Consider the following 12,370-nt stretch of genomic DNA (forward strand, 5'->3'; position numbering starts at 1 on the left):
CCTGGTCGCCGTCGTGGATTGTCCGACAAGGTGCGAGCGACCGTAACAGCAACCTCCGACCCCCACAAGACATCAGGACGCAAGACCAGGCCCAGCCAATTGTCCGACAATATTGTCAAGTTGTTTCCCCAGTGCTACGTTCGCTAGGGCGCTGCGGTGCGTCTGGTCGCACAATCCGGGCCTGGCCGACCCGTTGATGGACCGACGCCCACGCCCCATCCCGTCGACGGACTTCGAGGTCGCTCCACCTCCATCGCACGCGGAGAAGGGATCACCCCCATGAGATCACGCGGAATGTCCGACCATCTCCACCGCACACGCGCACGACGTCTGCCCCTGCTCCTGACCGTGACCGTCACCGTGACCGCCGCACTCACCCTCACCGCCTGCGGCGCTTCGGGCACCTCCGAATCGTCGTCGGGCACGTCCGAAGGACGGATCACCTTCGGCGACCTGAGCCCCACCACGACCCTCACCCCGTTCTACGCGGCCGTCTACGAGGGGTTCTTCAAGAAGGCCGGACTGGACGTGTCGGTCGAGAAGTTCACCGGCGGCGGCTCCTCCTCGGTCGCGGCGCTCGCCACCGGCGCCGTCGACGTCGCCTCCGGCGGCCCCACCAACTTCATCGGCGACATCGCCAAGAAGGCCATCTCCGGCAAGATCTTCGCGCAGGCCGCCGGCGCCCAGTACGACGTGCTCGCCGCGAAGGACATCACCTCCCTCTCCCAGCTCAAGGGCAAGACGATCGGGGTCTCGGGCGGCAACTCCGCCGACGAGATCTACCTGATGGCGGTGCTGTCCCACTACGGCGTGAACCCCCACGACGTCACCTTCGTCACCGCCGGCACCCTCGCCCAGCGCTTCGGCGCCATCTCCGGCGGCACCGTCAAGGCCACCGCGGAGCTCAACACCCAGCGCTCGGTGGAGCAGCAGGTCGGCACGGTCCTGCTCAAGGCCGAGGACAGCGCCGTGCAGGTGCCCAACGTGACGTTCTGGGCGTCCGACGCGTCCTTGAAGTCCCGCCCGGCGGCGCTGAAGAAGATGGTGTCCGTCCTGGTCACCGCCGCCAAGTGGGCCGCTCAGCCGGCAAACCGCAAGGCCGCGGTGGCCGACTGCCAGAAGGGCAGCGGCGCGACCGCCGCCAGCTGCGAGGAGACCCTCACCGTCAACACCGACCCCGCACGGGCCGGCAAGTGGACCTGGTCCTCGACCTGGGCCGTGGACACCGACGGCATCACCAAGGCGATCAGCGCCACCGCCCAGGTGATCCCCGACGCCAAGGGGCTGACCAGCGCCGACGTCGTGGACACCGCGCTCACCGGGACCCGGCCGTGACCGGGCCGCGCCGGACGGCGAAGGAGTACCGGTCCGCGCTGCGCCCGCTGCTGCTGGGGGCGCTGTGTCTGCTGCTGCTGGTCGCCCTGTGGCAGCTGGCGGTGACCGGGCACTGGGTCAAACCGCTCTTCCTGCCCGGCCCGTCGAAGGTCGTGCACGCGCTCGGCACGCTCTTCTCCGACGGTCAGATCTGGTCCAACCTGCGGGTCTCCGGCGAGGAGTTCGCGATCGGGCTGGGCGTCTCGGTGCTGCTCGGCGCGCTGCTCGGGCTGCTCACCGGCTGGTACAAGGCGGCCGACGAGTTCCTCAAACCGCTGGTCGTCGGCATCAACTCGATGCCGCAGGTCGCCGTCGTCCCCGTGCTGATCCTGATCTTCGGCATCGGCATGACCCCGAAGATCGTGGTCGTGGTGCTCAGCTGCACCACCGTCATCCTGATGAACACCGCGGCCGGCGTCGGCAACGTGGACTGGCAACTGCGGCGGCTGGCGCGCAGCTTCGGCGCGAGCGACCTCCAGGTGATCAGGACCGTGGTGCTGCCGACCCTGGTGCCGTTCTTCATGACGGGCCTGCGCATCTCCATCGGGCGGGCCATGATCGGTGTGGTGGTCGGCGAGATCTTCGCGTCGAAGGCGGGCATCGGCAACGTCCTCATCTCGGCCAGCAACTCCTTCAACATGCCGGTCATGTACGCCACCGTCGCCGTCATCACCTTCCTCGGCATCGCGCTGACCCAGCTCGCGGCGCTGCTGGAGCGCCGGATGCAGCGGTGGCAGCGGTGAGCCGGGCGGAGCGGCGGACCGCCGCCGCGCCGGACCGGCCGAAGCTCCAGGTGGCCGGCGCGCAGGTCACCTACCAGGCCCGCACCGGCGGGGTGGTGGCCGTCGACGGGATCGACCTCGACGTCGCCGACGGCGAGTTCGTGGCGATCGTCGGGCCCAGCGGCTCGGGCAAGAGCACCTTCCTGATGGCGCTGGACGGGCTGGTCCCGCTGACCGGCGGGCGGATCTCGGTGGACGGCACGCCCGTCGACCGCCCCGGCCCGGACCGGGCCGTGGTGTTCCAGGACGCCTGCCTGCTGCCCTGGCGCCCGGTCATCGACAACGTTGCCTACGGGCTGGAGCTCGCCGGGCGCGGCAAGAAGGAGCGGCTGGCGGTCGCGGCCGAACTGCTCGCGCTGACCGGGCTCAAGGGGTTCGAGCGCTTCTACCCCGACCAGCTGTCCGGCGGCATGAAGCAGCGCGTCAACATCGCCCGCGCGCTGGCCGCCGATCCCGGCATCCTGCTGCTGGACGAGCCGTTCTCCGGGCTGGACGCGCAGACCCGCGAGAGCATGCAGGCGGAGCTGCTGAAGATCTGGGACGCCCGCAAGAAGACGGCCGTCTTCGTCACCCACCAGATCGACGAGGCCGTCTACCTCGCGGACCGGGTCGTCGCCTTCAGTGCGCGCCCGGCCCGGGTGGTGGCGCAGTGGCGGATTCCGTTCGCCCGGCCGCGGCCGCTGGAGCTCAAGCACAGCCGTGAGCACCGCGACCTCGAAGAGGAGATCTGGGAGGTGGTCCGGGCGCAGAAGGCGCCCGGCACCGACCGCTGACGTGCCTCTCGCACCCGCGGGCTGCCGCCCCTCCCCCGGTTTCGGGGAAGGGGCGGCAGCCCATCGGCGGTCAGCGGCACCGCGTCAGCCGGCGGTCCCGGTGAGAGCCGCCTGGGGCAGGTAGAGCGGCATCGAGTCCTCCCACTGGCTGTCGGTGAGCATCGTCTTGCCCGAGCCGTCGGCGTTCATCGCCATGATCATGCCGTAGGGCTGGAAGGTGTCGTCGTAGAGCGCGGCCTCCTCGCGGAAGCCGTACATGCCGGTGTTGTAGAGGATGCGGCCGTCGGGGTGCCACACGGCGTGGCCGTCGTTGGCACCGCTGCTGGTGAGGACGCTCAGCCCGGTGCCGTCCGGTTTGATGGTGCACACGTCGAAGTTGGTGGGGCCGGTCTTGCGGGTGAAGAGGATGCGGCTGCCGTCCGGGGACCAGTCGGGCAGGTTGTCGGACGCGGTGGTGAGCACCGTGGTGGTGCCGCTGGCGAGGTCGAGGATGCGCAGGCCGTTCTGCGCGCCCCACACCCGGTAGACGATCTTGGTGCCGTCGGCGGAGTAGCTGGGGAAGCCGGAGTTGGTGGAGTTGTCGGTGAGCGCCTGGGCGCCGGTGCCGTCGCTGCGCACCCGCCAGATCGCCGCGGTCATCACCGCGCGCTCCTGGAACCAGCCGCCCAGCCCGAACGCGATCCACTGGCCGTCCGGGGACCAGGCCGGCCGGAAGGCGCCGGCCAGGCCCTCGGTGACCAGCGTCTGGTCCAGGCCGGAGGTGGTCGTGTCGAAGACCACCTTCAGGTCGCTGCCGTCGGGGTTGAGCGTGGCGATGTCGGACTTGCCCGGGCCGGTCTGCTTCTCGGTGATCGCCAGCCGGTTCTGCGACGACAGGATCGGGAAGACGTCGCAGAAGCGGTAGTCCCAGTTCGCGTCCCAGCTGTAGAGCGGGGCGTCCAGGGTCCGGCTGGTGAAGTCCTGCTTCTCGTAGATCACCGACTTGCCGTCCGGGGACCAGCAGGGCGAACGCACCCCGGCGCGCTTCACGTTCGGGATCGAGCCGTTCACGTAGACCAGGCCCTCGTCCTGCCCGTTCTTGAGCAGGTAGCCGATCTCGGTGTTGGTGACGTACTGCGGGGAGACCTTGAGGTTCGGGCCGGAGGTGTGCTCGACGCGGTCGGTGCCGGTGGCGAAGTCGACCGAGACGATCTGCGACTCCACCACGCCGATGTCCTCGGGGCGGTGCGCCTGCCAGGTGCCTTCGACGGTGATCTCGTAGTAGACGATCCGCTGCCCGTCCGGGGACCACTTGGGCGAGCCCAGGCAGTAGCCGGGCTTCGTGGCGAGCTGCCGGAAGCCGGTGCCGTCGGGCTTGATGACGTAGATGCTCAGCTCCTGGGTGTGCTCCCAGCCGGTGCCGTTGTCGTGCCCCATCCACTGCGTGTTGCGGTCGGAGGAGAAGGCGATCCACTTCCCGTCGGGCGACCAGACCGGGCGGAAGTGGCCGTCGGGGCTGCTGGGGTCGCCGGCGAGCGCCGCGGTACCGCTGAGGTTGGTCAGCGCACCGGTCTTGGTGTCCATCAGCCAGATCTGCGACAGGTGGTCGGCGGACCGGGTGGAGGAGAAGGCCAGGGTGCGCTTGTCCGGCGAGAGGGTGGCGCTGTCGTAGACGGCCGGGCCGCCGACCACGGAGGTGACGCCGGTGCCCTGGCCGGAGCCGCCCAGGGTGGTCGCGTAGATGTTGGCGTTGCCGTCGCCGGTGCGCTCGGAGGTGAAGTAGACGGTCTTGCCGTCGAAGGAGTAGTTGGCGTGCCGGTCGAACTTCGCGTCGGTGGCCGACAGCAGCTTCCGCTCGTTGGAGCCGTCGGCGTTCGCGGTGTACAGGGTCGACGCCGAGGGGCCGATCCGGTTCATCAGCATCACCCCCTTCTTGCCGCTGCTCGCCGCGGAGACGGCGAAGGAGGGGGTGGGCAGCAGCGCGGCGCCTGCGGTCGCCGCACCGGCCACCAGGAACGCCCGACGTCCTATACCCTTTTTCTCGGATGCCATTTCTCTTCCAACTCCCGTGGTGTGAGGGATCGAGTTCTTCCGTTGGCGCGCGCTTTCCCGGAGAACGTGCGGGACGCTACTCCGCGGCTGATCCACCGTCAATTAATCCGTCGGAAATACCGCCGTCAATTGTGGGAGCCCTGGCATTTCCGCGTCCGGGCATGCGAAAGCCGCCCGCGGCCCTTGCGGAAAATGCGGTGGACGCGGACGGAAAGGCGAGGGGAAAGAAAAGGGAACGGGAAAGCGCACGAAGCGCGCGGCGGGAGACAGTTCGCCCCGGTGGGCGCCCGCACTCGAAGGGTGCGGGCGCCTCGGGCGGCTGCGTCGGACGTCAGGCGTCAGCCTCAGGCGTCACCCTGAGGCGTCAGACGTCAGGTCAGGCGCAGAAGAAGGTGACGGAGTCCGGGTTGGGCACGGCCAGGGAGGTGCCGGTGTCCGTCAGCTGCCCGGACCGCGGGTCGACCGCGAAGACGTTCACGCTGCTGCTCGCCTCGTTGGCGACGAGCAGCCACCGCCCGCTCGGGTGCAGGGTGAAGCCCCACGGCGTGGTGCCCCCGCAGGGGATGCGCTGGAGCACGCCGAGCAGGTCGGTGCGGGGGTCGACCGAGAGGACGACCAGGGAGTTCTCGGCCCGGTTGCCGGCGTACACGAACCGCCCGTCGGCGCTGATCGCGAGGTCGGAGGCGCTCGCGGTGCCGGTGAAGCCGGGGGTGCCGACCGCGAGGGTCTGCCGGTGCGTCAGCTCGCCGGTCGCGGGCGTCCACTGGAGGGCCTGGAGGTCCGAACTCAGCTCGCTGAGCAGGTAGACGGTGCGGCCGGCGGGGTGGAAGGCGACCCGGCGCGGGCCGGAGCCGGGCGCGGTGGCGTAGCCGGCCGGGCCGTCCTCGGACAGCACGCGGGTGCGGCGGTCGAAGGGGCGGACGAAGACGCGGTCGGCGCCGAAGTCCGGGACCAGGACGAACCGGCCGCTCGGGTCCACCTCGGCGTGGTGCGGGTGCGGGCCCGCCTGCCGGGGGTTGGGGCCGGAGCCGGTGTCCTGCGCGCGCGAGGCGACCGCGGCCAGCTCACCGCTCGGGGTGATCGGCACCGCCGCGGTGAAGCCGTCCTCGAAGTTCGTGGCGAGCAGGGTGTTCGAGGGCTGGTCGATGCCGATGTAGGACACCCCGCCCCCGTTCAGGCCGGTGCCGCCGGTGGACAGCTCGCCGGTCGGGGTCAGGGCGCCGGTCGCCGGGTCGATCCGGAAGGTGGCGACGACCCCGCCGACGGCCATGGTGGCCACGTACAGGATCGGCAGCGACGGGTGGGTGACCGCCCAGTCGGCGTTGGCCTCGCCCACCGGGCCGAGCGCGGTCAGCGCGCCGGTGCCCGGGTCGAACCACGCACCGTAGATCTCGGTGCCCTTCCAGGTGTTGAAGTAGACGAGTTCCCGCCGGCCGGCGCGCGAGCCGGCGGAGGCGGGGGCGGCGGCCGCAGGGGCCGCGGCGGCCGCGGTGGACACGGCGCCGAGCAGCGGTACGGCCGCGGCGGCGGCCACCGAGCCCAGCAGCCGTCTGCGCGAGGGGCGCCGGTCCTGGCCGGCGGCCGGCCCGCCCGGGGTGTTCCCGGTCGCGGCGGATCTGGAGTCGAACATGTCGAGAGTGCTCCTTTGCATCTCGAATGTGCGCGGAAAGGGATGGAGCAAATGATGCGGTCTACTGGGAACGCTGCCCCGACGTACGGCGCTTGGCCAGGCCGAGGTGCTTCAGGGCGAACTTGTCGAGCTGGGTCAATATGCTGTTGAGGATGAGCGTGATCGCCATCAGGACGATGAGTCCGGCGAATTCGGTCGCGGCGTCGAGGTTCATCGCGGAGGTGAACAGCTCGTGGCCCACGCCCTCGGAGGAGGCGATGAACTCACCGCCGATGACACCGAGAATGGCCAGCGGCCCGCCGGTCTTGAGCGCCGCGAAGAACGGCGCGGCCAGCGTCGGCAGCGTCACGTAGCTGAGCACATGGCTCTTCTTCCCGCCCATCACCTGGATGATCTCGATGAGTTCCCGGTCCCGCAGCCGCAGGCCGAGGTAGAGGTTGTAGAACACCACGAAGGCCACACCGGTCGCGGCGATGTAGATCTTCGACCAGGAGCCGATCCCGAAGAACAGTACGAACAGCGGGGCCAGCGCGATCTTCGGCACGCCGTTGACCGCGGCGACCAGCGGCTCCATCACCCGCCCGGCGAGCGGGAAGGAGCCCAGCACCAGGCCCATCACGGTGCCGATGGCCACGCCGATGCCGAACCCGACCACCACCTCGAAGGAGGTGGTCTTGATGTCGGTCCACCCCTGCGAGGAGCCCAGCAGGTGGTGCAGCGCCGTCCACACGTCGGTCGGCTTGCTCACCGCGTACTCGGGGATCACCGGGCCGCTCATCACCTGCCACAGCACCAGGCAGAGCACGATCACGGCCAGCCGCAGCACGATCACCAAGGCCGCGCCCCGCCACCGGTGGTCCTTCTTCTTCCCTCCGGTCGCCGCCGGGACCTCGGCCCCGGTCTTCTTCTGACTCATCTCACGGGTAGCAGCCACCACCGTCTGCTCCTTCCAGTCTCATCAGCCGCGAGCGCGCGAGGCTACGGCAGGTACTTGTTGGTGTAGTTGGCGGACGTGATCTTCGCTTCCTGGGTCAGCGCGCCCAGGGAGTTGATGAACGTCGTGGTCTTGGTCCAGTCGGCGTCGGTCATGGTGTCGCTGGTGGGCCATCCGACCTGGGGCAGGCTGGCCTTGACCACGGAGGCGGACACCCCCGGCAGCGCCTTGCTCGCCACGCTCTGCACGGTCGTGGAGTCGATGTTGCCGTTCATGTAGGCGGTGGCCTGTTGGACGGCGGTGGCGAACTTCTTGGCGATGTCGGCGTGCTGGCTCAGATAGCTGTTGCGCGCGACGACGATCTGCCCGTATCCGGCTTCCTTCTCCGACCAGGCGGTGACCTTGGTGGAGTCGGCGACGACGACGCCGTCACCGGTGCCCTGGATGGCCAGCGGGGTGGGCTGGGAGGTGACGAACCAGTCGATCTGGTTGCTCTTCAGGGCCGCCTTGTCGGCGGCGGGGCTGGGTAGCGAGACCCACTTCACCTTGCCGGGGTCCACGCCGTACGCCTTGAGGTAGACGCTCGCCTCGCCCTTGGTGTTGGCCGAGCTCGAACCGCCGGTGGAGCCGTCGAGCGCCTTGGCGACCTGCGCCGCGGGCGTCGAGGCGGTCAGATTGTGCGCCTTGGCGAACTTGGTGCTGACGATCAGGCCGAGCGGGTTGCCGCCGCCGTCCGCGGCGATCGCCGTCTCGGGGACCTTCTTGCCGATCGCGGAGAGGAAGTCCGTGGGGCTGTCGTTGAGGAACTGGATCGAACCGGACTCCAGCGCGGAGGTGCCGGTGGCCGCGGTCGTCGTCACGTACTTCACCTTCAGCTTCTGCTTGCTGAAGTAGCCGTTGGCCTCCGCGACCCGGATCGGCATGTCGAAGATGTTGCCCGCGACGCCGACGGTGACCGTGGTCGTGCCGTCCGCGTTCTTGCCCGAGCCGCTGCCGCCGCACGCGGTCAGCGCCACCGCGCACAGCGCGACGGCGCTGCCCGCGGCGAGGAGCCGGGCCCCGGAGCGGTGGTGGTGCGGCGCGCTGGTGTGCCGCGCGCCCGCGGCGGCTCTCGTGTCGCGCGTGGGTGTCTCGTCGTGGTTCATTCGGGACTCCTGTCACCGTGGGTGGTCTGGGGGAGAAGCGGCGCCCGCGCCGCGCCGGCGCCGCTTCACGTGGTGGGCCGGCCGCTACCCGAGGACGAGTGCGTGCCGGGCGGTGGCGACGTGGTGGCGCATCGCCGCGGTGGCCGCGTCGGGGTTCCGGGTCACGATGCCGAGGAGGATCGCCTGGTGCTCCTCGAACGACCCGGTCCTCGGGTGCTGGGCCGCGACGTTGCGGTACTGGCGCATCACCAGCGGGTAGAGCAGGGTGTCGCAGGCCCGGGACAGCGTCGCCTGGTGGGCGGCCGCCTTCACCTGCTGGTGGAAGCGCCGGTTGCCCTGCGAGTAGGCCGCCTGGTCGCCGCGGGAGCGGGAGTCGGCCATCTCCGCCAGCGTGGCGCGCAGTTCCCGGATCTCCTCCTCCGTGGCGCGCTCGGCGGCACGCCCGGCGAGCGCGGACTCGATGGTCTCCCGCGCCTCCAGGATGTCCTTGGCCTCCTCGGGTGAGAAGATCCGGGTCCGGACACCGCGGTTGACCTCGCTGGTGAGGTACCCCTCCTGCGCCAGGCGGACCAGCACGGCCCGCATGGTCCCCCGCGAGACGTCGCACATCCTGGTCAGGTCGGCTTCCGTCAGTCGCGTGTTGGGCTCGATGCTGCCGGACAGCAGCAGCGAGCGCAGTTCGTCGTACGCCTGGCTGTACCGGGTCGCGGATGCCCTGGTGTCGTGGGTGATGCCGTTGTCGCTCTGCATCGTGATTCGCCTAGGGGTCTCGAAGGGAGGACGCCGTCCGGGGCCGGCCGCGCGGCCGGCCGGACGCCGCCGCGCGGGACGGGTCTCAGTCCCCGACCACGCCGAGGCCGGGGTACAGGCGGCGGGCCGTCCCGGCGAAGATCTCCGCCCGGTCCTGCTCGGGCAGGCCCGCCAGCACCGTCTCGGCCAGCTCGCGCAGTTCGGGCAGCGACTGCTCGGCGGCCGGCAGGTTGGAGCCCCAGGCGATCCGGCCGGCGCCGAAGGAGTCCAGCACCGGGGTGAGGAAGCCGGCGGCCTTGTCGCCGGCGTCGTGGAGCCGTTCGAGGTTGCGGTGGGTCAGCTTCAGGTGCAGCCCGGGGTTCTTCGCCAGCGCGGCCACCTCCCGGCCGGCCTCCTCGGGCGAGTCCGCGATGTCGGGGTAGCCCATGTGGTCCAGCAGCACCCGCACCCCGGGGAAGCGCACCAGCACCGAGATCAGGTGCTTGGTGGCCGGCCCCAGCCGCATCTGGAGGCAGACGGTGACGCCCAGCTCCTCCGCCGACCGCCAGAAGTCGTACGTCTCCGGCGTCGCGAACCACTGGCCCTGCTCGGGCACGGTGCTGCCGCTGGTGAACAGCCGCACCCCGGCCAGGCCCCCGTCGCCGACCAGGTCCGCCAGCCGCGCGCCGGCCCCGGGCTTGAGCGGGTCGAAGGTGCCGACGGCGACGAACCGCTCGGGCCACTGGCGGCGGCTGTCCAGCACGTAGGAGTTGTCGTAGCCGTAGGCCGTGGTGGCCTGCACCAGCACGGACTGGCGTATGCCGGTCTCGTCCATGCGGGCCACCATCTCCTCGGCGGTGACCGGGCGGCTCGCGGCCCACGTGGACTGCTTGCCGCCCAGCGGCGCGCGCGGGTAGCGGGCCAGGTCCTGCGCGATGATGTGGCAGTGGGTGTCGACGATGTCCATGGTCGTCCGGTTTCCTTCGCCTCGGGGTGTGCTGGGGGTCGCGGTGCGCGGCCCGGGGCGCGTCGGCGCCCCGGGCGGTGCCGGTTCAGGCACCGGGGAAGTCGCCGTCGGCGAACAGCCGGTGCGGGTCGGTGGGGAAGTCCGCGTCGAGCAGGCCCTGCTGCTGCGAGTAGCGCACCAGCGCGCCGAGGGTCGCCGTGTTCGCCTCGATGCCGTAGGGGATCGGGTCGCCGCCGACCTGCCGGGCCTGCCGGCCCAGCCGCGGCAGCTCCGTCCACTCCGGGTCGGTGGCGACCTGCCGGCGCTTGCTCTCGGCGAGCGCCTTGTACAGCGCGGTCGGCAGGTTCGGGTCCTCCTCCACCAGCGCGGAGCGGATCGCGACCACCGAGTGCAGCGGGTAGATCCCGGTGCGCAGGTACCAGTCGGTGGCGATCACGTCGTCGTCGGCGAACAGCGGGTACGGTCCGGCGTCCGCGCCGCCGTCGGCGGCGGGGGCCGGCTCGGCCGCCGCGGTCCAGCCGGCGGTGGGCGCGCCGGCCCGGCCGGTGCCGGCGTTGCCGGTGAACGCCGCGTCGATGTCGCCGGCGCGCAGCAGCTCGCCCAGCGAGCGCCCGTCGGTGACCCGCTCCACGTTGCCGGGGGCGCGGCCCTCGATGTGGTCGTCGTCGTCGACCACCCAGGTGATCTTGTCGACGTCCACTCCGTACTCGCCTGCGAGGATGCCGCGCACCCACACGCCGGTGCTCACCGTGTAGGCGCGCACCCCGACCCGGCGCCCTTCGAGGTCCTTCGGGACGCGGATGCCGGAGCCGGCGGCGCACTGGATGTCGCCGTGGTGGAAGCGGCGGTTGAGGAAGACCGGGACCGCGGTGAGCGGCACGTCCTCCTGAAGCGCCATCAGGTAGGAGACGGGGGCGAGTTCGCACACGTCGAACTCCAGGTCCCTGATCATCCGCCGGTAGGCGCCGATGATCGGCCGGACCCGCACCTCCTCCACGCCGTGTCCGTCCACCGGGACACTGCCGTCGATCAACGCCTGGGCGTGCTGGTAGTTGCCGAGGGCCACCGAGAGCTTCGCCATGACCTGCCTTCCAGTCGGGTGTGTGCTGCGATACGGGGGGTGTGCGTGCGGCGCCGGTCAGCCGCCCAGGCGCGCGGGGGTGACGCCCAGCGCCGCGCAGGACCGCTCCACCAGCTCGTCGAACTCCACCGGGCGTACGAGCACGTCCTGCTCGCGGGCGTAGCGGGCGGCCAGCGCGACCGGGCCGCGCAGCGCCTCGAAGCCGGCCGGGTTGGTGCCGGCGGGGTCCTTCGCGGCCACCTCGCGCATCGCGTCGTACATGGCCAGGACCGCCGCGGAGTTCTCGGCGGCCGCCTGCTCGGTCACGCCCACCACGTGGTTGAGCGGCAGGAAGCCGCGCTCGGCCGTCCAGCGCTTCGCGACGTCGAGGGCGTCGGGGATCGCGGTGCGGATGCGGTCGTCGGCGGGCAGTTCGTTGCCCATGACCCCGAAGTCCAGGCGGCCTTCCAGGAAGTCGCTCTGGAGGCGGGCGCCCTCGGGCGCGCGCCGCACCCACGACGGGTCCTGGTAGCCGTCCACGTGCCCGGGCTCGTAGACCGTCCAGTCCGCCTTGCGCAGGTCGACGCCGTACTGCTCGGTGAGGAAGCCGCGCAGCCACACGCCGGTGGTCTGGCTCCAGGAGCGGACGCCGACGCTGCGGCCCTCGACGTCCGCGACGGTCAGCGCGCCCATCGTGACCAGGGTCTGGTGCTGGGTGCGGCCCAGCGTGGTGACCGGCAGCAGCACCACCGGCTTGCCGTGGGCGACGGCCTGGAGCAGGGTCACCACCGCCAGTTCGCACACGTCGACCGCCTGGTCGTTCACGAAGCCCCGCGACGCCTTGTGCACCGGCTTGATGTCCTGGCGCTCGACGTGCGCGCCGGCTTCCGTGCCCGCGCCGAGCGCGGCCGCCGCGAGGTCGTCGCGGCCCACAACCAACTTCAT

The 12,370-nt window shown here is 71.1% G+C and carries 11 protein-coding genes; 3 read left to right on the forward strand and 8 right to left on the reverse strand.

The window, feature by feature from the left end; genetic code table 11:
• Nucleotides 1–279: 279 nt before the first annotated feature.
• From AC3EVP_RS32610 to AC3EVP_RS32620, 3 genes are read left to right on the forward strand one after another with little or no spacing between them, the layout of a single operon-like run.
• Nucleotides 280–1,335 (forward strand): ABC transporter substrate-binding protein, encoded by a 1,056-nt coding sequence (locus AC3EVP_RS32610; protein WP_488179839.1) that lies wholly within the window; start codon nt 280–282, stop codon nt 1,333–1,335.
• Nucleotides 1,332–2,117, forward strand: a complete 786-nt coding sequence (locus AC3EVP_RS32615; protein WP_435136225.1) for an ABC transporter permease — start codon at nt 1,332–1,334, stop codon at nt 2,115–2,117. Before AC3EVP_RS32610 ends, AC3EVP_RS32615 begins: the two co-directional genes overlap by 4 nt.
• Complete coding sequence (locus AC3EVP_RS32620) at nt 2,105–2,929, forward strand: ABC transporter ATP-binding protein (protein WP_335984100.1); 825 nt, start codon at nt 2,105–2,107, stop codon at nt 2,927–2,929. Before AC3EVP_RS32615 ends, AC3EVP_RS32620 begins: the two co-directional genes overlap by 13 nt.
• A gap of 84 nt (nt 2,930–3,013) precedes the next feature.
• Here the strand turns inward: AC3EVP_RS32620 and AC3EVP_RS32625 are convergent, their stop codons facing one another.
• The 8 genes from AC3EVP_RS32625 to AC3EVP_RS32660 all read right to left on the reverse strand — a co-directional run bounded on the left by AC3EVP_RS32625 (nt 3,014) and on the right by AC3EVP_RS32660 (nt 12,370).
• On the reverse strand, nt 3,014–4,960 hold the full coding sequence (locus tag AC3EVP_RS32625) for a hypothetical protein (RefSeq protein ID WP_435136228.1): 1,947 nt from the start codon (nt 4,958–4,960) through the stop codon (nt 3,014–3,016).
• 376 nt (nt 4,961–5,336) lie between these two features.
• Nucleotides 5,337–6,590 carry a lactonase family protein gene (locus AC3EVP_RS32630; RefSeq protein WP_435136231.1) on the reverse strand — a complete coding sequence of 418 codons (1,254 nt, stop codon included), beginning with the start codon at nt 6,588–6,590 and terminating at the stop codon, nt 5,337–5,339.
• 61 nt (nt 6,591–6,651) lie between these two features.
• Complete coding sequence (locus tag AC3EVP_RS32635; protein WP_335984105.1) at nt 6,652–7,524, reverse strand: ABC transporter permease; 873 nt, start codon at nt 7,522–7,524, stop codon at nt 6,652–6,654.
• A gap of 44 nt (nt 7,525–7,568) precedes the next feature.
• Nucleotides 7,569–8,669, reverse strand: coding sequence for an ABC transporter substrate-binding protein (locus AC3EVP_RS32640; protein ID WP_435136234.1), 1,101 nt, complete (start codon nt 8,667–8,669; stop codon nt 7,569–7,571).
• A gap of 84 nt (nt 8,670–8,753) precedes the next feature.
• Nucleotides 8,754–9,419: a GntR family transcriptional regulator gene (locus AC3EVP_RS32645; RefSeq protein ID WP_335984329.1), complete on the reverse strand. Its 666-nt coding sequence runs from the start codon at nt 9,417–9,419 to the stop codon at nt 8,754–8,756.
• Nucleotides 9,420–9,504: 85 nt separating this feature from the next.
• Nucleotides 9,505–10,365 carry an amidohydrolase family protein gene (locus tag AC3EVP_RS32650; RefSeq protein ID WP_335984331.1) on the reverse strand — a complete coding sequence of 287 codons (861 nt, stop codon included), beginning with the start codon at nt 10,363–10,365 and terminating at the stop codon, nt 9,505–9,507.
• Between the two features lie 85 nt (nt 10,366–10,450).
• Nucleotides 10,451–11,446 carry an ABC transporter substrate-binding protein gene (locus tag AC3EVP_RS32655; protein WP_435136239.1) on the reverse strand — a complete coding sequence of 332 codons (996 nt, stop codon included), beginning with the start codon at nt 11,444–11,446 and terminating at the stop codon, nt 10,451–10,453.
• Nucleotides 11,447–11,503: 57 nt separating this feature from the next.
• On the reverse strand, nt 11,504–12,370 hold the full coding sequence (locus AC3EVP_RS32660; protein WP_435136242.1) for a substrate-binding domain-containing protein: 867 nt from the start codon (nt 12,368–12,370) through the stop codon (nt 11,504–11,506).

The organism is Actinacidiphila sp. bgisy144 (assembly GCF_057708105.1).